We start from the raw sequence: 19,494 nt of genomic DNA, 5'->3' as shown, positions 1-19,494 counted from the left end.
ACAATGGAACACGTCGGACTGCTGAGTAAGACCTCGGCGGTCCCACTTTTCGCGACGCGAAAATGGGAATAGGGAGCAGTTTATCTGCGACCGGGATCCCACTCGAAATTATCTAAGTGTTCAATTCTTAGACGCTCAACCCCCTCAGCCTGCCGAAAATCCAATTCTCGATTTCGCTATATTTTCACATACCCGATATGGCTTAAACAGGAGGTGGTCGGCGTGACGATCACGCCCTGGCCGTCGACTGGCAGTCAGTCAACCTGCCGTCACTGTGGTGCTCACGCCATCGATCGATTCGGTCAGGTGTTCGGTGACCGCTGCGAATATATCGTTTCCTCGAGAGTGAGCTTCGACCTCGATCGAGACCCTTTCGTCCATTCGATCGGAACGTCCGTCTATGACGGTCGTCCTCGCGGGTGTCGGCGCTGACAGCACAAATCTGGGTGTACTGGGGCCGCTGTACGACGATGGCAGCTTCGAATACGTGCCGATCCCGGAGAAAACCCGCCAGACCACCGAATCCGAGACCCTCGGTTCTTGGTCGCTGCGGGGCCAAGAAGGGTCCGCGGCTGACCTGACGACCCGGATCGAACCCCAGCCGGTACGCGGCGAGGCCGACTCCGTCAGCGGCGACGAACTCGCGGCGTGGCCGCTCCACCACGACCCGAACTTCGAGGCGCTGACCTACGGTGAACACCGGACCAGTGGGTACGTCTCTCGGCTATCGGCGCTCGACCCTGGCGATATCGTCGGCTTCTACGCTGGACTCCGGCGACCGGATGGCGATCGCGCTCATCGGTACCTCATCGGGTACATGACCGTTGCCGGCGTGACGTGTATCGATCCCGAGGCCCCGGCCGCCGAACGCCGTCAGCTTCTCGCAGCCCATCGCGAGAACGCCCACGCCAAGCGCGCCCGCGACGGCGACCTGTATCTCGACAAACCGGTCGTCGTCGTCGACGGCCGACGGCCGGGCGGGCTGTTCGATCGCCATCCAATCCGACTCAGCGACTACTACGTGAAAGACGGTAACGAACGCCCGCAATACTACCTCCGGGAGTCGATCGCGTCGGCATTTGCCGTCGAGGCCGGCGGACGGAACATGATGTACAAGCCGGCCTACCGGTGTCGCCTCTCGGATACGGCGTTTCGCGAGTTAGTGGGGACGCCCGGCGATCGGGATAGCGCCGAACTCGGTTCGGGGGCGTCCGAGACGTGACGCGACCGAGTTCTCACCGCCCGCCAGAATCGATCGGTTTCATTAGGTAAGCGTCCGAACCCGCGTTGCAGTGACCGACGACAGGACCCGACGACACGACCGCGTCACCGCCCATCCGACGCCCGGTCCGGGCAACTCCCTCGCGGAGTGGACGCGCGCCCGCCACCCGCTGCGGGTCGCGATCAACTACGTGATAATCTGGCTCGTACGGATCTCCCCGAGCCTGCGGCTCAAGCGCTGGCTCATGCGCCGGATCGGCGTCGCGGTCGGGCCGGGCGTTTCCTGGGGACTCGAGGCGACGCCTGACGTCTTCTGGCCGGACCTCATCACGATCGAGCGCGAGGCGATCGTCGGCTACGACGCGACGATTCTCTGCCACGAGTTCTTACAGGAGGAGTACCGCACCGGCGAGGTCGTCATCGGTGAGCGAGCCATGATCGGGGCCGGCGCAATCGTGCTTCCCGGAGTCGAGATCGGCGCGGGCGCGAGCGTGGCTGCAAACTCGCTCGTAACGCAGGACGTGCCTCCGGAGACGACGGTCGCGGGCGTCCCGGCGCGGCCGATGGACAGCGACACGATCCACGACGGCGAGAACGAACCGGCCGTCGGCAATGAGAACGAGACGGGGGACACCGGCAGTACGGAACCGGAAGAGACGACTCGAGAGTGATAGGGACCGTCGTAATTCGTTTCCGGCGATCGCTCGAACGGGGCGGCGATCGCGCAAACCGTTACAGCACTTCCTCTGAAAACGGAAATCGCGGGAGCGAGACGGCTGGGGTCACGGCGACAATCGACCGGCGACCGTCGCCGACAGTTCGGGCTGGCGAGTGGGTTTTCTCGGTTCGGACGGGTCCGGAGTCGTTACAGCGACGACCAGCACTTGCGGGCCGTATTCCAGGACGTGATGTCAGCGATCCAGCGAGCCGCGATCATCTTTTTCAAGTTCTTCGCCGGAACGCCACCGAAGGTCTCGACGGGCAACGAGATGCCAAACGCGGGCTTGATCTCGTGGGCGACCGCTTTCTCGCCGACGGAGACGACGGTCCCCTTGTTCTCGTACTCCCAGGTCTTCAGCGGACGCCCTTCGATCGCGCGAGCGATGTTCTCCCCGACGACCTCCGCAGCCTGCCAGGCCGCCTGTGCCGTCGGCGGCGCAGGCTGGTCGCCCTGGTCGATGATCGCCGAGTCGCCGATCGCGAACACGCGCTCGTCGGAGGTCCGGAAGGTCGCGTCGGCGTTGACGCGGTTGTGCTCTTTTTCCACGTCGGCGGTTTCGAGTGCATCACGGCCGGTGATCCCGCCGGTCCAGACGAGCACGTCGTGTTCTAGCGGTTCACCGTCGTCGAATTCGATGACATCTTCGGCGGCTTCGGTGATCGGGTCGTCCGTGTGTATTCGGACGCCGGCTTCCTCGAGGAGGTCGCGAAGCGCCTGCTGAATCTCCGGGTCGTTGCCGGGGAAAATCTCGTCGAGCGCTTCGACGAGGTGAATCTCCAGCGGTGCGCGGTGACTATCACGGAATTCCGCGATTTCGCCCGCGGTCTGGATGCCCGAGAGACCGGCACCGCCGATGACGATCTGGGCTGGTTCGCCGCGAGTCGCCTCCTGGCTGGCCGTTTTGATCGCCTCGTGGATCTCGAGTGCGTCGTCGAGACTCTTCAGCGTCAGCGAGTGGTCTTCGAGACCGGGGATGCCGTAGTAGGCGGTCTTCGTTCCGAGTCCGACCATCACGTAGTCGTACTGAACGTTTTCCTCGTCGGCCAGTTCGACGACGCGATCGTCCGTATCGAGTCCCGTGACTTCGGCCTGAATGAACTGAGTCGACGGGTCAGCGATTTCCTCGACTGGGAACGTGATGTCCGATCGGACGCCCGGATCGCGGATCGCGCGGTGGGATTCGTGGAGCACCAGGTGGTAATCGACGTCGGCGATCCACGTTAGCCGCGCGTTGCTCCCGAGTTCCGATTGGAGCGTCTTGATCGCACCGGCACCGGCATATCCGGCTCCGAGTACGACGACGTTTTCAGTCATACCCGACAGTCAGCAACACTCCGATACAAAGGTGTTGAAAGACGAATACGCGTGCCCAACGTTCACACGCCTCTTGCAGGTGTACGTGACGAACTCAAAGAATTCGCTTTCCGAACGTACTCGCGGTGAGTTCCGCGGCGAGCGTGGCCGTCTCGTTTGCCTCGTCGAGAATCGGATTCACCTCGACGACATCCATCGATCGAAGCACGCCGTCGCGTTCGTGGCGCTTCGAGACGGTTTCGAGGGCGGCGTGGGCCTCGCGGTACGTGACGCCACCACGGACCGGCGTTCCGACGCCCGGTGCCGTCTTCGGATCGAGCCAGTCGAGATCGAGGCTGACGTGGACGCCGTCGGTTCCGTCGGTCGCGACCGCGAGGGCGTCTTCGACGACCGGGGCGACGCCGCGCTGGTCGATGTCGGACATGGTGAACGCGGTCATCTCGCTGTCGCGAACGAGTTCGCGCTCGCGGTCGTCGATGCTCCGAAGGCCAACGTAGGCGATCGATTCCTCGCGCAGGCCCGGTGCCGGTGCCCACTCGAGTTCGTCGAACAGTCCACGGCCGAGTGAGGCGGCGAGGGGCATGCCGTGGACGTTTCCGCTGGGGGACGTTTCGGGCGTGTTGAGGTCGGCGTGAGCGTCGAACCAGATCGCGCCGAGATCGGCCTCCCGCGAGGACCCGTGCATCGATCCGGTCGCGACGGAATGGTCTCCACCGAGCACGAGAGGAAAAGCTCCGTCGTCGAGCGTCGCCGCGACCTCGTCTCCAAGTCGCCGACAGACGTCCTCGACTTCCCGGAGGAACTTCGCAGTGCCACGGTTCGGCGGATTCGCGTCGGGGTCGCGCTCTTCGGCCCGCGGGATGTGCAGGTCGCCCCCGTCGATCGAGGCGATTCCCGCCGCCTCGAGTCTGTCTCCCAGTCCGGCGTACCGGATCGCGGAGGGACCCATGTCGACGCCGCGTCGATCCGCACCGTAGTCCATCGGTGCACCGATAATTCGGACAGAGTCGCGCATACGACTGCTACGAGAGAGAGATGTTTGATCCTACTGGTTCGAGATCTCGATGGCGACAGTTTTAGGGTTAGACCGCTCTAAACCTCCGATAGAATGATGCTGAGTGACGTGATGGAAGACTACCTCAAGGCCATCTACCAGCTCCAGCAGACCACCGACGACCGGATTAAAACGTCGGCAATCGCCGAGGAGCTAGACGTTACGTCACCGACCGTCACCAGCATGCTCGACAAACTCGAAGAGCGGGGGTTCGTCGACCGCAAAAAGTACCGCGGCGTCACGCTCACGAACGAGGGTGAGACGGTCGCACTCGAGGTAATTCGCCACCACAGACTGCTCGAAGCCTACTTGACCGAACACTTAGACTACGACTGGTCGGAGGTCCACGAGGAAGCCGACCGACTCGAACACCACATCAGCGAGGATTTCGAGGCGCGTCTCGCGGACGTTCTCGACGAGCCCGAAGTCGATCCACACGGCTCGCCGATTCCGGGTGCCGACCTCCAACCGCCGGACCGCCCCGCTGCCGAATCGATCGCGACGTTTTCGGAAGGTGAGACGGTGGTCGTCGAGGAAGTTGCCGATCAGGATCCGGAGATGCTCTCGTATCTCGCTGATCACGGTGTCGAGCCGGGTATCGAACTCGAAATCCTCGAAATCGCCCCGTTCGGAATGATTACGGCCCAGTCGAGCCAACACGACGAACCCGTTTCGCTTCCCGAAACCATCGCCCTCAACATCCGCGTCGGCCGACCTGTCGATGTCGATCAGGTATCGTAGCCACTGATACGGATTAGTGTCAACAATTAACTCTATGCAAATCAGTTCTCCTCGTCGTCATCGTCGATTTCGATCGACGTTTCGGACGTAACGGTCGACTGTCCGACGCTCTCGCTCGCCCCAGCGCGCCGATCGCCGTCTCCGCCAGAAACGATCGCCGTCGAAGTCGAGCGTGCGCCGTCGTCGGAGACGGTCGTGGCGGAGACCGACACGTCGCCAGCCGCATCTACGGTGATCTCGATCGTCCGTTCACTGGTTTCCTGATCGATCGTGTGGGCGACCGTTCCCCACTCGAAGGTCGTCGTCTCCGCATCCGAGGCGGCCTGCCCGCCGTCGGTCGAGTCGGAGCCAGCCACTACGGAGACCGAGTTGTGGGTGTCGTTTTCGAGGGTTACGTCGACGTGTACGGTCCCGGTTTCGGGGTCGATCTCGGAGGCCACCGTACCCCACTCGAAGGTCGTTTCGGTCGTCGGCTCCGTATCCTGATCGATCGTCTCGGTCTCGAATTCGATGTCGATAGTCGTCGCTGCCGACGCGTCTCCGGAGGCGACAGCATCGGAATCGATCGCGACGGCGGTCCCGTCGGCCCCGTCCGCGCCGTCGGTCCCGGTCGTCACTGCACTTCCCCCGTCGCCCCCGTCACCACCGTCGCCACCAGCGGCGGTGATCCCGGTTCCATCCGCACCGTCGTCGCCGGATGCACCGCCGCCGCCGATCGCGGTAGCGTCTCCGCCGTCTCCACCATCGCCGCCTGCGCCGCCGAGTCCGCCGTCACCGCCATCGCCACCATCGCCGCCTACCGCACGAACGTTGCCGTCGGCACCGTCGGCACCGTCTCCACCGAGCACCTCGTCGAGTACCGCCGTCTCGTTCGCGCCCGGCTCCGCTTCAGGCGCTGACTCGCTCCCATCGGGAATCCCGTCCGAGGCACCGCCGAACGTGACAAATCCGACTAACACCACCAGTATCAGTACCCCGGCCAGAAACGCAGCGATCGTTCGGAGCATTCGTGTGCCCCGTTCGCATTCATCCGTATGAAAACGGCCCACGGTTTCACCGGTAGCTGGCCCATAATACGACTCCAGAACCCTGCAGGCACGCGATTCCGGCTGTCGGCGGCAAGCGACGAAATTCGGGTCGTAACACCGGCTTTCGGACACCGATCGAAGTGTCGAGCGGACTCCGACGCACGGGGCGACCGTGAACGCGGGAGCCGAGTCCTCGTCAGTACCGACGACACTGGCGCACGCAGAAATGGGGACAGGTCGCGAGACGGCAACCGGTATACCAACTGCGCGTACACTATCGTAGTCGGTCAGCCGTCTAGCGATTCGGTAGTTACGCCGCTTTCGTCGTAGAACTCACAACGGTAGCCACTCCCCTCGCGCCGCGTAACTCGCAAAAAATGAGGAACGAACCGACGAGCGGAGTTACCAGTTGTAGTTGTTCTGCGTGGTGTCGCTGAAGGCGAAGGCGTTGCCGCCGTCACCAGCGTCGCCAGTGTTGATGTTGACCGCGTTACCGCCGTTACCGCCGTTACCGCCGTCACCGGCTTCGTTGTCGTCAACGCCGTCACCGCCGTCACCGCCGTCACCGCCGACGCCGATCAGGAATCCGAACCCGTCGCCGCCGTCACCACCGTCACCGCCGGCGCCGATCGCGTTAGCGTCGCCGCCATCGCCGCCATCGCCGCCGTCGGCGCTGGCGTCCTGAACGATGTCTCCACCGGACGCATCAGCGACCGTCGTGGAGTCCGAGTAGTTGACCTGCGTGACGCCGGCCGCTGCAGCGCCACTCATCATAAATAGCATTCCCACTGCCGCCGCAACCGTAAGCAGTACCGTGAGTGTCCGTTTCATGGTTTGATCAGCGGGCACACACGCGCCAACGGAGCCCGGCAACGCCGTCACGGCTTCGGTAGCACCGTCACAGCGTGCCAAATTCGGCTCGTCTACGTCCGTGGGTGTGCTGCCCAGTCGACCCAGATGAGCGAGTTGCGTATTAATCAGACATATCGTTTCACGTATACTATCCTGAATTAGTCCCGAAACTGCCGACGGTTTCTCGAGAGAGACGGTACAGATCTCGTGGCCATCACTGTTTGTTGGCGTTGTCTGCGTGCTACCGGGGAGGGTGGTGCTGAAACAATTCCGATAGCAGTCCATGAACCCAATCCCCAGTATCGGTAATTTGCGATGGGGAACAGTTACATTCGTAAATACGTCGTAGAGTGATCATTGACATCGAGATACGTTTCATATATGTCTATATTTCCGGAGTAACATTCCACTTCGTAATCAGATTCGAATATCGTCGATTGGTCGAGAAATACGCTAATTTCACACAGTCAAGCTATCCGTAACGTCTGTCGCCACGATTACTGCCGTCTCGCACAGTCTGGTAGCCACCTTCTTCGCATCCCTAACGTACAGATTACAAAGACTGTCTTCCGGATACGTTGGTTCGCATCGCGCATTTGTAGCAAGAAACGACCCTCACGGGTCACGGACCAACACCAATGTCAACACGATCGAAACTTACGACGGTACTCGTCGTCGGTATGCTCGTTCTCTCGATGGTCGCAATCGCAACGCCTGCGGCCGCTTCGGGGGAGAGCCCTGACGACATGAACACGGTAGAAACGCTCGAAAACGACGAAGGACTCTATTTAGTCTTCGGTGCTGATCTCGGCGATCAGACGCTCGAGGAGTACGTCAAATCCCACGCGGCGGGTACCACGCACGCCAACCCGAGCGAGGCGAACTCCACCTCAGTCGTCCAGTATCAAGACGTCGGACAGGTAAATATCAACCAACAAGGTCAGGCGGTCTCCATCGCGATCGACGGCGGTCAGGCAACCGCGATTCAGGAAGTCGATCAGCAGAACATAAACATGCAAGAGGACTCCGCGACCGCCGAAAACATCCCCTCGGATCAGTACGACGCCGAGTTCGGCAACGTCGGCGACGTGCACCTGATCTTCGGTGAGAACGGCGACCACAGCTTCGACGGCTGGGCCGTCGTCGACGACGACGCGGACGTGACCCAGACGGCCGAAGCCAGCGTAACGCAGGCACAGCAAGTCTCTCAGTCGAACATCAACCAGGGGGCCACCTCGCTCGCGTTCGCCGAGGACGACAGCACGGCAACCTCCCTCCAGCAGGTCCGACAGTCCAACCAGAACCTGCAGGAAGGATCTGCGACGGCGACGAACGTTCTCGCAACTGACCTCGAGGAGGACAAAGATCGCGATCGCCACCACAAGCACAAGAAACACGACGAGGTAACTGGCATCGACCAGAGTGCAGAGGCGACGGTCGAGCAAGGCCAGGCAGTCTCTCAGACCAACGTCAACGAGGCGGGAAGTGCAGTCGCGATCGCGGTCGGAGAAAACTCGACGGCGACGGCGATCCAGATCGTCGACCAGTCGAACCTCAACCAGCAACTCGGCTTTGCCGAAGCGGTCAACGTCATGATGGACTCCGCCGGCATGAACGTCGCGACCGCCGGGACCGGCGCTGGCGAGGATATCATGAGCCAGGACGGCCAGGAGAAGATGCTTCCGGAGGAGACAAAACACGACAAGCCCGAGATGGATGACGACGGCGTCACCCAGACGGCCCAGGCCAGCGTTACGCAGGTCCAGAGCGTCGAACAGGCGAACATCAACCTCAACAGTTCTGCCGAAGCGATCGCGACGAACAACAGTGCCGCGACGGCGGTCCAGCTAACGTTCCAACAGAACCTCAACGCGCAGGTCGCCGCCGCTGACGCCCTGAACATCTTCGAGGAAGTCGAAGAGGTCACTGACAAGAAACACTACGACAAGTTACCAGAAGACGGCCACGAACACGAGTACGAGGGGTCCGTCTACACGCACTCGACGACGGTCTCGGTCGGTGACAACCCGGTCTCGGACATCGACCACATGTCGTTCGACTACGACGGAAACAACGATCAGCTCAACGACGCCGACCAGTACTCGAGCGCACTCGTCGAACAGAGCCAGAACGTCACGCAGGCGAACCTGCACTCGAACACCGCACTCGCCGTTGCCGAAGACGGCGGTAACGCGAACGCGTTCCAGTTCAGTATGCAGGAGAACGAGAACGTCCAGTTCACGTCTTCCGAAACGACCAGCGTCGCGGAAGGACCGATCGACGGTGACGAACAGGACGACCACGACGAGGAGAAAGAAGACGAGTACGATAGCGACGACCACGACGACTCCAACGACGAGGCGGAGACGGTCGAAGCGACCCAGACCGAGTCCGAGGACGACACCAGTGAGGACGACTCGGTGCCGGGTCTCGGCGTCGTCGTCGCCCTCGTCGCAGTGCTCGCTGCAGCCATGCTCGCAGCGCGCGGACAGCACTGACCGCTGACCGACGGTCCCGACCGTCGCTCCAGCAACCAGAATCGCATTCCGATCCGGTCGCGATTCGACCGGGCTGTGTTACCTGCATTCATAGGGATTATCGTAGGAATTCATAGTTTTCCTCTGAAGAACCGAGACACAGCGCCGAAGGCCCGGTTTCGAGACCTCCAGTTGGCTACGATAATCCCTATCAGATGACAGACGAATTACCTCACGCTGACCGAGGTCGAACCGTCGCTGCCGGCGTTCAGTTGCCCATCTTCTCGTCGTCTACGGAGTCAGACTCGCTATCGCCGCGGTGTCGTGTGAGGGCCTCCTCGATCGTCAACTCGCCCGCCGCAACCCGTCTGGCGAGTAGTTCGTCGATCGCCCGGTTCGTCTCGCTCTGTTCGCGCGATCTGTCCTTGATGACCTGCAACTCGCCCTCGGTCGGTTCGATCTCCCTGGCGTGGACCACCTCGCCGTCGAGGCGGGCAATGTTGATCGCGGCGACGACGTCGCCCATCCCCCGCGCGCCGGTTCCGAGGTAGGGCGTGGTTCCCGTCTCGTCGACCAGTTCGACCCGCAGATCTTCCAGATCGTTGACGAGCGTCGCGCCCTCGAGCCGAGAGCCATCACCGATACGGACGATCGGTGCGGGAGCGTCACTCGCTTCGCGCTGGATGACCTCGACGGCGTCCGAGAGCGGAACCTGAAAGACACCGACGACGACGTCGCCCGTCAGAACGGCGATGCCGGGTTTGCGTCCCGGGTCGACGCCGATGATCGTTCGTCCGCCGCTCCCTCGCATGGCGGTCAGGGCTCGGTCGACCGCACGCCGCGGCTCGTTCGGTCTGGCGACGATCGTCGGCACGTCACCGAAATTCGGTGCGTTGTCATCGCCGGTGATGATGACCGACGTTCCCTCCGGAAGGGCGTCGTCCGGTTCGATAGTGGTAAACGTCGCTCCCCGGTCGCGTAGTTCGGTGACGATTTCGTGATAGACCTCGAAATTCGACGTTGCGACGACGATCACGGCCGACGGTTGCACCCGGACTCGAATAAACGTATCTCGCTCGGCCGGGTGTGCTCGAACGACCGTCCGGACAGGAACGATCGCAGCCGGTTTCGAGGCCTTTTTGCACGCGTCCTGCGAACGTCACCCGTGACCGACGAGGCGATCCCGACCGGCTGCCAGCCGGTCGACGAGCTACTCGGAGCAGGGTTCGAGCGCGGAACCGTCACACAGCTATACGGTCCGCCAGCCGCCGGCAAGACGAACATCGCACTCTCGGCCGCAGTCGAGACGGCCGCACGCGGCGGCACCGCGGTCTATATCGACACCGAGGGCGTCTCCGTCGATCGGTTCGAGCAACTGCTCTCGGCCCGCGTCGGTGACGCGCGGTCGGAGGGCACTCGAGGCGGCGAGAGCGCGCGCACGATCGACGCGACGCGCGTCAAACCCGCGACGGGTTCGGACGAAACAGCCGACTCGACCGACGATCTCGAGTCCGTCGCCTCCCGGATCATCATCGAGGAAGCCCTCGACTTCGAAGAACAGGCCGAAGCCGTCCGCGACGCCGAGGGGTTCGCTGATCGGGCGGACCTGATCGTCCTCGACAGCGCAACCGGCTTCTACCGTCTCGAGCGAACCGGCGAGGGCGACGACGGCGAGGCCCTCAGGCGGGTCGCACGGCAGGTAACGCACCTCCTCTCGCTCGCCCGGAAACACGACCTCGCGGTGGTCGTAACCAATCAGGTGTTTTCAGACCCCGAGGCCGACCGGACCCGCCCACTCGGCGGGAACACGCTAGAGCACTGGACCGGCGCAGTGGTCCGGATCGATCGGTTCCGCGGCGGAAATCGTCGGGCGACGCTCGAGAAACATCGATCGAAGGCCGTCGGAGAGTCGGCCCAGTTTCGAATTACCGATGCTGGACTCGAAGGCGGTGACGACCGCCACCGTCACTGATACGACTTGGTGTACTGTGTTGCCAGTGATCGCTGCCTGCTCGCGTGATCACCGATAACGCGGGATACCGATCCGTACGAATCCGTCGCTCGTCGCTCTCCACTGGTCTCGATGCCCACTCGTTTTCGGGGACTTGAATTGGGATCTGGTGACACACATCGAGAAACGGACGTCTGCGTGTCGCGAGGTACGATCACGCAAACGCATGTAACAAAGAACGAGCGGTCGTCTTACAACTCGTTTAGCTTCCGAAGTACCTGGCCGCGATACTCCTCGTCGCTCGTGATGCCTTTCACTTCGAGGACGTTTCGCTCGAGTTTGTCGAGTGCCACTCGGAACGCGTTCTCCGCGCCGTATCCTTCACCGGTGCCGGCGACCTGCCCTTTGTTGGTCCGGAGGCGAATCTGACACTGGATCAGGGGCGTCCCGCGGAGTTTCTCGTTGTGTTCTTTAAACCGGACGTGGGCGTGCATCACCTGCATATCCTGATACTTATCCGCGACGTCCTGGATGCTCTCGACGATCGATTCCCGAGTGATCGTATCCAGCAGCGAGATGTTCGTGATCTGGACGTCCATGTGGTCTTCTTCGGTGTAGGTCAGCGCGCGCAACACGTCAGTTTTCGTGATGACGCCGATGACGACTCGATCGTCGTCCTCCGGCGTGACCATCAGGCCCGCGTAGTCCTTTTGGAGCATCGTCTCGACGGCCGCCTGCACGCTGGTGTCGAGGGTGGTCGTGACGACCGGACTGTTCATGATGTCGTAGATGGGCACGTCGAGCATCCGCTGGTTGTCCCCAACCCGGTCGCCGGTCGTCATTCTGTTGTTCTCACGGATGACGAAATCTGCAATGTCGTGGGTCGTGACGACGCCGGTGAGAAAGCCGTTCTCGTTGAGCACCGGCAGCCGGGAGATGCCGTGCTCGCGAAGGTGGTTAATTGCCTTGCCGATGCCGTCGTCTTCCTGTAGCGTCACTGGGCTATCGGTGTAGATATCCTCGACATCGAGCGTATCCAGGTTCTCGAGTACCGCTTCGAGGATCGCGTCGTCGGTAATCACGCCCCAGAGGTCGTCGTTCTCGAAGACCGGTGCCACCTTCGAGTTCGATTCGATCAGCATTCGCGCCGTCTCCCTGACGTCTTCGTGTCGATCGACTTTCGGGGCCGGCGAGTTTCGACTCGGTTTGATCAGGGCGGCGACCTTGGCGTCGTCTTCGACGTGGGACTGGAGGACCTCCCGCTCGCTGATGACGCCCTCGTACGCACCGTCGTCGGTGACGATAATTCCCTTGGGGTTGCCGTTCTCGAAGGTCGAACGAACTTTCCCCATGCGCGTTCCAACGTCGACTTCGATGTAATCCTGGATGGCGATATCAGCGATATTCATCGTTCTGGACGGTTGTTTGCCTGCGGAGGTATTTAAGGTACCGCCCAGATTCCTACTCGTCGGCAGCGCGTTTTTCTATCGTGTCACCGTACCGGGCGTATGGCACCGGACATCAGCGTCTTCGGCCGATATACGTACCTTGCTACCGAACTGTTCTGGGGCACCGTCGCCCTCCTCTTGCTCCGGCGGGCAGGTGCCCTCCGCAGGGCAGCGGTCACGGTCCTCGCCCTGTACCCGATCGCCTACGTCTGGGACCGGTACACGCTGGCCGTCGGCGTCTTCGATATCAAACTGCGAACCGGGATCGACGTTGCCGGTATCCCGCTCGAAGAGCACCTGTTTATGGCCGTCGTTCCCGGACTCGTCATCGGCATTCACGAGACGTTGTTCGGCGCTGACACGAAGTAACGGTCGTGTTTCGTCTGGCGAGGGGGCACGACGGTCGTCGAGGGTTCAGGTGCGCCCGTCAGGGACGTTACGTCGCCCTCGTCGAGCAACACGAACCCGACCGTTCAGCGATCATGACGGTATCACCCGCTGCAAGCCACCGTCGTAGCCTTATCCACTCACGACGAGACGGACAGTAGATGACTGGCCGCCCACGCGCCCCCGAACGCGGCGACGGTCCCCGCAATCGGGCCATCCTGGGAGCAGTGCTCAGGTTCCTCGTCGCCGTCGTCCTCCTCTGTGCGATCGTCTTCGGCACGCTTCTGTTCGCGCCGGGATTCGTCGACGACGTCGAAATCGGCGACATCGAAATCGAATCCCAGCCATCGCCCAGTTCCGAGCCACCACCGGCGGGCGAACGCAACCCGAACGTCACCGATCCCGACGACCCCGGCGTCTCGACGTACGAGACCGACGTCGAACCGATCGATTCCGAGACGGTCGAGGATTTCGTCCACGCGGAAGTCAACGATCGGCGTGACGACCACGACCTTCCGCCGCTTCCGTGGGACGGCACCGTCGCCTCCGTCGCGCGCGCTCACAGCGTCGACATGGCCGAACGCGACTACTTCGACCACACGAACCCCGACGGCGAGGGCCCGTACGATCGGTTCGCCGCCGTCGACGACTACTGTCGCGGCTACGGGGAAAATATCGCGCTCACCTGGGTGGACCGCCCCGTCGATCGACCGGGCGACGACGGAGTCACGGAGTACCGGACCGCCGAAGCCGTCGCGACCGGTCTCGTCGATCAGTGGATGAACTCGACCGCTCACCGAGAGGCGATTCTCGAAGACCACGGCGGCGATCCCTGGGATCGCGGCGGCGTCGGCGTCTACGTCGGAGACGACGGTGCGGTCTATGCGAGTCACAATTTCTGCGTCGAATGGTGATCGTGGGCGTGCCGTTCTGTTCCCGTTTGCGATCGTGCTGGTTTCGTTTACACCGTGCCCGAGCCGGCGATCGTCGTCCGTTCGCTTCGGCCGTGTTTCGGTCCGCTCGCTGCGAGCGTGTCTCAGGTTCTTTGCACTGGAGTCCGTAGCCATCTCATGGAGATTCCGGAGACGCTGACTGCGATCTACGCGACCGCGAGCGATCGCGATATTACCTTTCTGGCGGCCGGCTTCGCCTACTACGCCTTCGTCTCGATGATCCCGATGGTGCTGCTGGCCCTCGTCGTCGGTTCGTTGCTCGGCGGAGAACAAGCGGCCGAGCGGCTGATTCTCGTCGCGGGCGATTTCCTCCCGCCCGCCGGCGAGGACCTCGTCACCGATGCCCTGACGACGGAATCTGGGCGCACGCAGGCAACCGTCGTCGCACTCCTCGTGGCCTCGTGGGGTGCCCTAAAGGTCTTTCGCGGACTCAGCCTCGCGTTCGACAAGGTCTACGACGAAGTTGCAGAAGACACGCTGGTCGACGAGATTCGGGATGGGTTGACGGTGATCCTCGCTGGCGCGGGCGCGCTCGTACTGATGGTCGTGATCGGCACGGTACTCGGGACCGCCGCCGATACGGTTCCGTTCGCAGGGTTGCTAAGCTGGCTCACACTGTTGTTCGGGCTCGTACTCGTCTTCCTGCCGATCTACTACGTCCTCCCGCCGATTTCGGTCGAGTTCGGTGAGATTCTCCCAGGAGTGGTCTTCGCCGCCGCCGGCTGGACGATTCTCCAGATCGGGTTCCAGATATACGCCGCAAACGCCGGGCAGTACGCAGCCTACGGTGCGGTCGGTGCAGTGCTCTTGTTCGTCACCTGGCTCTACTTCGCCGGCATTCTCATTCTCATCGGCGCGGTCATCAACGTCGTCCTCGCACGGCCAGCACTCGCAGACGAACCAGCGGCGGAGTCGGCCGTTAGCGACTGACGCGGCTTCCAATCAGGGCCGGCAGGGGAAACGTTATGCGTCCGGCACCGACACACCCTCTCAATGAGCGACGGACCATCGACCCCGACCGATTCCGGAGCCGAGTCCGGCGAGTCGGCCACAGACGGCGACGACGGCAGACCGGGTGGGGGTCCCCGACGAGTCGTCTCCGAGGAGAGCGTCGACGACATTCTCGACTCCCTGAAAAAGACGACGGAGACCGACCAGCACGAGGAAGACGACGATGCCCAGCGGACGCATCTGGACGGAGACTACGTCGAGTCGATCGAATCGCCCCCGATAGAGCCGTCGACCGCACCCCCATCGCCGGCGGCTACCGAGAGCGACGAGACCAGCGAGGAAGGGAGCGACCGGACCGTCGTCGAGGACGACGAGAACGATGCGGACGGCACCTCACAGACCGGTGAGCACGATACGACTGACGAATCGATCGACGACCTGGCCGATCGAATCGAGCGCGGAGCCGTCACCGGCGCGGACGTTCGCGCGGCCGAATCGGGCGAGGGGCGCGAGGAAACGCCCGGCATCGACGATATCGAACTCACGATGGACGACCTCGACCAGACCGACAGTCCGTCGATCGACTCTCGGTCCGACGACGTGGTCGATACGGACGCCGGCCCACTCGCCGGATCGATCGAGGAGTCCGAGTCGAGTAACAACGATGAAACAGACTCGTCTGGCGGCGTTCTCGATCGGCTCAAAGCGCTTTTTTCGCGATAGCTCGACGTCGATCGAAGTTCTGTGATCGATCGAGGGTTCGTGAGTGATCGAATTCCGTGCCCCTCGTCCTCACAACCCACAGCACAGTTTTACCGTTCCGAGAAGACAACCTTTATAATGCTCGATCTGACTCTTCAGATCCTCTCGAACAAACGACGACGCAGGGTCCTCACCGAATTGTTACGATCGCCTGATAATACCGGTATTTGTATTCCCGAAGAGGTCGTCGATGAAAACCAACGGTTGGAACCTGCCACTACTGAATTTCGACATCGCCACCTTCCACTCCTGGAAGAAGCACAGTTCGTCGAATGGAACACGGACAGACAGACAGTGACGCGAGGATCGAAATTCGACGAGATCAGCCCATTGCTCGGGCTGCTAACGGGTAATCCTAACAAACTCCCCGGAGAATGGACGTGAGTGGATTCCTTCGGACCACTCGTTCGCTATTTCGGTAGCAGTAAGGGTTGGGGCAGATTTGAACCACGCCGAGACGTTCCGGGTCGCTCACTTCGTTCGCGTCCCGGGCTGCGACTCGTCTGGTTCAAACTACCGACCGTTTTGACGACACGGACTCGTCGCTTCGCTCCTCGTTATTGTGTCGTCAAAAATGGGTTGGGGAACCGACCATGTCGGAGAGGGGCGTTGTCGACTTCACGGTGGAGCGATTGAGGACGCTGGCGCTCCCGAGCATAACCAGAACGCACAGAAGCACGCCCTAAACGCCGACCCGTACCCTATCATCAGTCGCTCGATGAGGAAGGGAGGGTTCGTTCGAGACGTTTCCGCGACGATTGAGGACCGGATCCGAGCAAGGTCCGGCGACGTTGACTACATGGATCGAGTTCTGGCCCGCCGAGTCGCCATCAAACTGCATATCGTCTCGAAGGCGTCTGCCGACGTCGAGAACGTTTCCGGGCTGGTCCAGACGATCTCGACTGAACACTCGTCGTATGAGGAAGAGGCGGCCCTTCTCAGCGAGATTCGCCAGTACGACAAGTCGATCATGCAGGATCTCAAGCGGCTCGGCGTCCTCGACGATCCTGAGTCGCAGAAGGCCGACGCGCTCGAACAATGGCGTGGGTTCATCGAAGGCGGCGAGTAGATCCTTCACCGTCTGTTTGAATAGGTTGGTTTTCGACGATACATTGATAATATAGACTACGCTGTTTGTCAGTAGGCCATGACTGACCTTTACACGGTGATGGAGAACCTGGAGATCGGGGATACGATTTTCTGGGTTGCGACGGCCGAGGAACGAGATACAAACATCTCTACCGTAGACGCAATTATTGAGACGACCGATGGTATCGAGATCAGAGTCTCTGGACCGGGGGGCGGGAAGTACACGCTCGACTTCCCCGAGGACAAACATCCAAATACTCACTGGCACCCTCCGGAAAAGAGCAAAGAGACCCACACCGATGCAGGCCACCAGGTCCGACGTGGTGAGGTTTACGTCGGCCGCGGCCCGCTCACGATGCTCGCTCTCGTTGGTCGAGCCGAGGATACGCCCGAAAGTATGGAACACGAACGCCTTCAAGAATTACTCGCCTAATCGTCTGGCCCTCTGTGAGATTCAGTAGATCGCTGCTCATGCCATCTCTTGGTTGAACAGGCCAATGGCGCTGCCCTGCATAGCCAATCGCAGTTAGCGGCAAGTGAGAAAGCTTCTCGAGCAGGTGAACGCCAAGCGTCTTCTTGAGAGAGATTCGACGTGGCTGACGAGAGAGACGAGTAACTATTTGTCAAAGGCAGGTCTTCCTTTCAGCGTAATCGCGTCACGGCGGAGGCCCGACATCGTGAACCTGGTGAAATTCCGTCTAGAGATCCTGATAGGATATATAAACACCTCTCTGCCGTCCCGTAATTCGTCAGGAGTAGGAACGCAGTGGGTTGGGGCAGATTTGAACTGCCGACTTCCTCCGTGTGAAGGAGGTATCATAACCGGACTAGATCACCAACCCGCACGGTGACGTATCCGTGCGTCCAACTTAAGACTTCCTTTCACTGGTGACGGGCTACTCCGATCGCTCTGATCGGTCCCTGCGGCTCGCGACCGACGATCGCGCCGCGGCGATCGTGTGTCGGGCCCGTCGGTCGGCCGCGTGCTTGGTAGTACCAGCACGTGCACGGAGCCGTTCGCGTCGTCGTTCAGGTTCGACCTCGCGCCCGGTGAATTTTCGGAGGCGGGTTTCGCCCCGATCGATCGTTTCGCGAACGCCGAGTGTGGCGTGTTCTGTGGCACGGGACAGGTAGTACAGGGTGTCTCGGAAGTGTTTATTCATGGGAATCAACACAACGGATAGGGCGAGCGAGAATATAGCCCTTTCGCAGACAACACAATCGGGCCGACGTCCACCGAATCGGTCCTCGAGTGGTATTCCGGCGGGATCGAACCGAACCCACACCGCGGGCGAGACGAATCGTTGTGCCGTGATACAGGTGTTTGCTGTCCCGTTCGAGCGACCATCAGTAACGAATCACAACAGATTGCCTGCGGTGTCGGAGTGGAGACACCGCTGCCGGGGAGGGTATGGGCGTATCGGTCACGCGTACCGCGGCGACTCCTCCGGGCTGCCGTCGCGCGAATTTACCACGCGGGCGATGGTAAAGAGACCGTCCGAGAGGCGATTCAGGTACTGGACAGCCTGTTCGTTGATCTGCTCGTCGGTCGCGAGGGCGACTGCGCGACGCTCGGCGCGGCGACAGACGGTGCGCGCGTGGTGGAGCCGGGCACCGTATTCGCTCCCCGTCGGGAGGATAAACGAGGTCAGCGCCTCGAGTTCCTCGTCGTACTCGTCGATCCAGTTCTCGATCGTCTCGACGTGGTCGGCACGGATCGCCGGGTCGTCCTCGTCGGGGTCGGGATTCGCGAAATCCGCTTGCACGACGTGGAGGTGATTCTGGACGGTACGCAGTCGATCGTCGACGTCGTCGTGGCCGGTCGGACGAACCGTCCCGATGAGGGCGTTGAGTTCGTCGACGGTGCCGTAGGCTTCGATCCGGGGACTGGCCTTCGAGACCCGAGTCATGTCCCGGAGATCGGTCTCGCCGTCGTCGCCGCGACCTGTGTAAATCGACATGGACGAATCGACGGCCGACGGTCACTTAACTCCGCTGTCGTCGGGGCTTCGCCCGAGTACCCGACCGTGGGTAGAACCAGTACGTTAAACTCGCTCCGGTCGGTAGAACCGCGTATGTCAATGGAACGCGACCACGAGTGTCCGAACTGCGGGGAGGTAACGTTCTATCGCGCTGCGAGCACGACGCTTCATCTCGGCACGAAGATCAAGTGGCACTGTCCGAACTGCGACTACGGCTTCGTCCAGATCAACGGGATCGACTCGAGCGAGGCGGAGGCGTAGTTCGCCCGGTTCCGGTCGCGTTGGCGACCGCTTCTGACAGGCCTGAATCTACCTACCGACGGCCGCCAGTGTGGCGTGGCGCGTCGTTTCGCAGCCGAGTTTGAATACAGCATTCGATGCAAGGACGGAGACTGGCAACGACGGACCGACTTATCGCGATCGTCAGCCCCGACAGCGACGAAGCCCTCCACCGGCTTAAATCCTCAGGTTCAAAGCCTCTACCTTCTGGTATCCGAACTTCCGGGAACCTCGTTAGTCCCAGCAAGGCGAATCTGAGGTTCAAAGCTCTCTTTTGGGTAGTC

The 19,494-nt window shown here is 61.6% G+C and carries 21 protein-coding genes and 1 tRNA gene; 13 read left to right on the top strand and 9 right to left on the bottom strand.

Annotated elements, in window-relative coordinates; genetic code table 11:
• Window positions 1–400 precede the first annotated feature (400 nt).
• Window positions 401–1,222: an Nmad3 family putative nucleotide modification protein gene (locus AC6I6L_RS13195; protein WP_497918229.1), complete on the top strand. Its 822-nt coding sequence runs from the start codon at window positions 401–403 to the stop codon at window positions 1,220–1,222.
• A gap of 70 nt (window positions 1,223–1,292) precedes the next feature.
• Window positions 1,293–1,892: an acyltransferase gene (locus tag AC6I6L_RS13190; protein ID WP_497918228.1), complete on the top strand. Its 600-nt coding sequence runs from the start codon at window positions 1,293–1,295 to the stop codon at window positions 1,890–1,892.
• 194 nt (window positions 1,893–2,086) lie between these two features.
• Here the strand turns inward: AC6I6L_RS13190 and AC6I6L_RS13185 are convergent, their stop codons facing one another.
• Together AC6I6L_RS13185 and rocF are read right to left on the bottom strand one after the other, a co-directional pair.
• Complete coding sequence (locus AC6I6L_RS13185; protein ID WP_497918227.1) at window positions 2,087–3,256, bottom strand: NAD(P)/FAD-dependent oxidoreductase; 1,170 nt, start codon at window positions 3,254–3,256, stop codon at window positions 2,087–2,089.
• 94 nt (window positions 3,257–3,350) lie between these two features.
• The gene (gene rocF, locus AC6I6L_RS13180; RefSeq protein ID WP_497918226.1) at window positions 3,351–4,271 is read right to left on the bottom strand and encodes an arginase; all 921 of its coding nucleotides are present in this window, start codon (window positions 4,269–4,271) and stop codon (window positions 3,351–3,353) included.
• Window positions 4,272–4,364: 93 nt separating this feature from the next.
• Here rocF and AC6I6L_RS13175 point away from each other — a divergent pair, with 93 nt between their 5' ends.
• The gene (locus AC6I6L_RS13175) at window positions 4,365–5,051 is read left to right on the top strand and encodes a metal-dependent transcriptional regulator (RefSeq protein ID WP_497918225.1); all 687 of its coding nucleotides are present in this window, start codon (window positions 4,365–4,367) and stop codon (window positions 5,049–5,051) included.
• Window positions 5,052–5,092: 41 nt separating this feature from the next.
• Here the strand turns inward: AC6I6L_RS13175 and AC6I6L_RS13170 are convergent, their stop codons facing one another.
• Both AC6I6L_RS13170 and AC6I6L_RS13165 read right to left on the bottom strand, forming a co-directional pair.
• A complete protein-coding gene (locus AC6I6L_RS13170; protein ID WP_497918224.1) occupies window positions 5,093–6,058 on the bottom strand; it encodes a hypothetical protein in 966 nt (321 codons plus the stop codon).
• 423 nt (window positions 6,059–6,481) lie between these two features.
• Window positions 6,482–6,910 carry a hypothetical protein gene (locus tag AC6I6L_RS13165; protein WP_497918223.1) on the bottom strand — a complete coding sequence of 143 codons (429 nt, stop codon included), beginning with the start codon at window positions 6,908–6,910 and terminating at the stop codon, window positions 6,482–6,484.
• A gap of 659 nt (window positions 6,911–7,569) precedes the next feature.
• On the opposite strand from AC6I6L_RS13165, the gene AC6I6L_RS13160 reads away from it, so the two are divergent.
• Window positions 7,570–9,429, top strand: a complete 1,860-nt coding sequence (locus AC6I6L_RS13160) for a PGF-CTERM sorting domain-containing protein (protein ID WP_497918222.1) — start codon at window positions 7,570–7,572, stop codon at window positions 9,427–9,429.
• Between the two features lie 247 nt (window positions 9,430–9,676).
• On the opposite strand, the gene AC6I6L_RS13155 is transcribed toward AC6I6L_RS13160, so the two are convergent.
• Window positions 9,677–10,444 (bottom strand): hypothetical protein, encoded by a 768-nt coding sequence (locus tag AC6I6L_RS13155; protein ID WP_497918221.1) that lies wholly within the window; start codon window positions 10,442–10,444, stop codon window positions 9,677–9,679.
• Between the two features lie 129 nt (window positions 10,445–10,573).
• On the opposite strand from AC6I6L_RS13155, the gene AC6I6L_RS13150 reads away from it, so the two are divergent.
• Complete coding sequence (locus AC6I6L_RS13150; protein ID WP_497918220.1) at window positions 10,574–11,380, top strand: AAA family ATPase; 807 nt, start codon at window positions 10,574–10,576, stop codon at window positions 11,378–11,380.
• Between the two features lie 230 nt (window positions 11,381–11,610).
• On the opposite strand, the gene AC6I6L_RS13145 is transcribed toward AC6I6L_RS13150, so the two are convergent.
• Window positions 11,611–12,768 (bottom strand): CBS domain-containing protein, encoded by a 1,158-nt coding sequence (locus AC6I6L_RS13145; protein ID WP_497918219.1) that lies wholly within the window; start codon window positions 12,766–12,768, stop codon window positions 11,611–11,613.
• A gap of 99 nt (window positions 12,769–12,867) precedes the next feature.
• Here AC6I6L_RS13145 and AC6I6L_RS13140 point away from each other — a divergent pair, with 99 nt between their 5' ends.
• From AC6I6L_RS13140 to AC6I6L_RS13110, 7 genes are all read left to right on the top strand, one after another.
• A complete protein-coding gene (locus tag AC6I6L_RS13140) occupies window positions 12,868–13,176 on the top strand; it encodes a lycopene cyclase domain-containing protein (protein ID WP_497918218.1) in 309 nt (102 codons plus the stop codon).
• 179 nt (window positions 13,177–13,355) lie between these two features.
• A complete protein-coding gene (locus AC6I6L_RS13135; RefSeq protein ID WP_497918217.1) occupies window positions 13,356–14,108 on the top strand; it encodes a CAP domain-containing protein in 753 nt (250 codons plus the stop codon).
• A gap of 156 nt (window positions 14,109–14,264) precedes the next feature.
• Complete coding sequence (locus tag AC6I6L_RS13130) at window positions 14,265–15,077, top strand: YihY/virulence factor BrkB family protein (RefSeq protein WP_497918216.1); 813 nt, start codon at window positions 14,265–14,267, stop codon at window positions 15,075–15,077.
• 63 nt (window positions 15,078–15,140) lie between these two features.
• Window positions 15,141–15,821, top strand: coding sequence for a hypothetical protein (locus tag AC6I6L_RS13125; RefSeq protein WP_497918215.1), 681 nt, complete (start codon window positions 15,141–15,143; stop codon window positions 15,819–15,821).
• A 117-nt stretch (window positions 15,822–15,938) separates the two neighbouring features.
• A complete protein-coding gene (locus tag AC6I6L_RS13120; protein ID WP_497918214.1) occupies window positions 15,939–16,244 on the top strand; it encodes a DUF7344 domain-containing protein in 306 nt (101 codons plus the stop codon).
• Between the two features lie 415 nt (window positions 16,245–16,659).
• Window positions 16,660–16,929, top strand: coding sequence for a hypothetical protein (locus AC6I6L_RS13115; RefSeq protein WP_497918213.1), 270 nt, complete (start codon window positions 16,660–16,662; stop codon window positions 16,927–16,929).
• Window positions 16,930–17,007: 78 nt separating this feature from the next.
• Window positions 17,008–17,382 carry a hypothetical protein gene (locus AC6I6L_RS13110; protein WP_497918212.1) on the top strand — a complete coding sequence of 125 codons (375 nt, stop codon included), beginning with the start codon at window positions 17,008–17,010 and terminating at the stop codon, window positions 17,380–17,382.
• A gap of 334 nt (window positions 17,383–17,716) precedes the next feature.
• Here AC6I6L_RS13110 and AC6I6L_RS13105 read toward each other — a convergent pair.
• The 3 genes from AC6I6L_RS13105 to AC6I6L_RS13095 form a co-directional block, all read right to left on the bottom strand.
• Window positions 17,717–17,791 (bottom strand) — tRNA-Val (locus tag AC6I6L_RS13105).
• A gap of 54 nt (window positions 17,792–17,845) precedes the next feature.
• The gene (locus AC6I6L_RS13100) at window positions 17,846–18,112 is read right to left on the bottom strand and encodes a DUF7553 family protein (RefSeq protein WP_497918211.1); all 267 of its coding nucleotides are present in this window, start codon (window positions 18,110–18,112) and stop codon (window positions 17,846–17,848) included.
• Between the two features lie 261 nt (window positions 18,113–18,373).
• On the bottom strand, window positions 18,374–18,910 hold the full coding sequence (locus tag AC6I6L_RS13095) for a cob(I)yrinic acid a,c-diamide adenosyltransferase (protein WP_497918210.1): 537 nt from the start codon (window positions 18,908–18,910) through the stop codon (window positions 18,374–18,376).
• Window positions 18,911–19,024: 114 nt separating this feature from the next.
• Here AC6I6L_RS13095 and AC6I6L_RS13090 point away from each other — a divergent pair, with 114 nt between their 5' ends.
• Window positions 19,025–19,192, top strand: coding sequence for a DUF7838 family putative zinc beta-ribbon protein (locus AC6I6L_RS13090; RefSeq protein WP_497918209.1), 168 nt, complete (start codon window positions 19,025–19,027; stop codon window positions 19,190–19,192).
• The last annotated feature ends 302 nt before the right edge of the window (window positions 19,193–19,494 follow it).

The sequence above is a fragment of the Halosolutus sp. DAT137 genome (genome assembly GCF_059736405.1).
Note: the sequence above shows the minus strand (reverse complement) of the source record. Positions and strands in the feature narration are given on the sequence as shown.

Bases quoted from the DNA above. Each gene is read 5' to 3' on its own strand.
- AC6I6L_RS13140 (WP_497918218.1), top strand. From the start codon at position 12,868: ATGGCACCGGACATCAGCGTCTTCGGCCGATATACGTACCTTGCTACC.
- AC6I6L_RS13135 (WP_497918217.1), top strand. From the start codon at position 13,356: ATGACTGGCCGCCCACGCGCCCCCGAACGCGGCGACGGTCCCCGCAAT.
- AC6I6L_RS13130 (WP_497918216.1), top strand. From the start codon at position 14,265: ATGGAGATTCCGGAGACGCTGACTGCGATCTACGCGACCGCGAGCGAT.
- AC6I6L_RS13185 (WP_497918227.1), bottom strand. From the start codon at position 3,256: ATGACTGAAAACGTCGTCGTACTCGGAGCCGGATATGCCGGTGCCGGT.
- AC6I6L_RS13165 (WP_497918223.1), bottom strand. From the start codon at position 6,910: ATGAAACGGACACTCACGGTACTGCTTACGGTTGCGGCGGCAGTGGGA.
- AC6I6L_RS13110 (WP_497918212.1), top strand. From the start codon at position 17,008: ATGACTGACCTTTACACGGTGATGGAGAACCTGGAGATCGGGGATACG.
- AC6I6L_RS13100 (WP_497918211.1), bottom strand. From the start codon at position 18,112: ATGAATAAACACTTCCGAGACACCCTGTACTACCTGTCCCGTGCCACA.
- AC6I6L_RS13120 (WP_497918214.1), top strand. From the start codon at position 15,939: ATGCTCGATCTGACTCTTCAGATCCTCTCGAACAAACGACGACGCAGG.
- AC6I6L_RS13125 (WP_497918215.1), top strand. From the start codon at position 15,141: ATGAGCGACGGACCATCGACCCCGACCGATTCCGGAGCCGAGTCCGGC.
- AC6I6L_RS13175 (WP_497918225.1), top strand. From the start codon at position 4,365: ATGATGCTGAGTGACGTGATGGAAGACTACCTCAAGGCCATCTACCAG.
- AC6I6L_RS13095 (WP_497918210.1), bottom strand. From the start codon at position 18,910: ATGTCGATTTACACAGGTCGCGGCGACGACGGCGAGACCGATCTCCGG.
- AC6I6L_RS13160 (WP_497918222.1), top strand. From the start codon at position 7,570: ATGTCAACACGATCGAAACTTACGACGGTACTCGTCGTCGGTATGCTC.
- AC6I6L_RS13195 (WP_497918229.1), top strand. From the start codon at position 401: ATGACGGTCGTCCTCGCGGGTGTCGGCGCTGACAGCACAAATCTGGGT.
- AC6I6L_RS13090 (WP_497918209.1), top strand. From the start codon at position 19,025: ATGTCAATGGAACGCGACCACGAGTGTCCGAACTGCGGGGAGGTAACG.
- AC6I6L_RS13170 (WP_497918224.1), bottom strand. From the start codon at position 6,058: ATGCTCCGAACGATCGCTGCGTTTCTGGCCGGGGTACTGATACTGGTG.
- AC6I6L_RS13145 (WP_497918219.1), bottom strand. From the start codon at position 12,768: ATGAATATCGCTGATATCGCCATCCAGGATTACATCGAAGTCGACGTT.
- rocF (WP_497918226.1), bottom strand. From the start codon at position 4,271: ATGCGCGACTCTGTCCGAATTATCGGTGCACCGATGGACTACGGTGCG.
- AC6I6L_RS13115 (WP_497918213.1), top strand. From the start codon at position 16,660: ATGGATCGAGTTCTGGCCCGCCGAGTCGCCATCAAACTGCATATCGTC.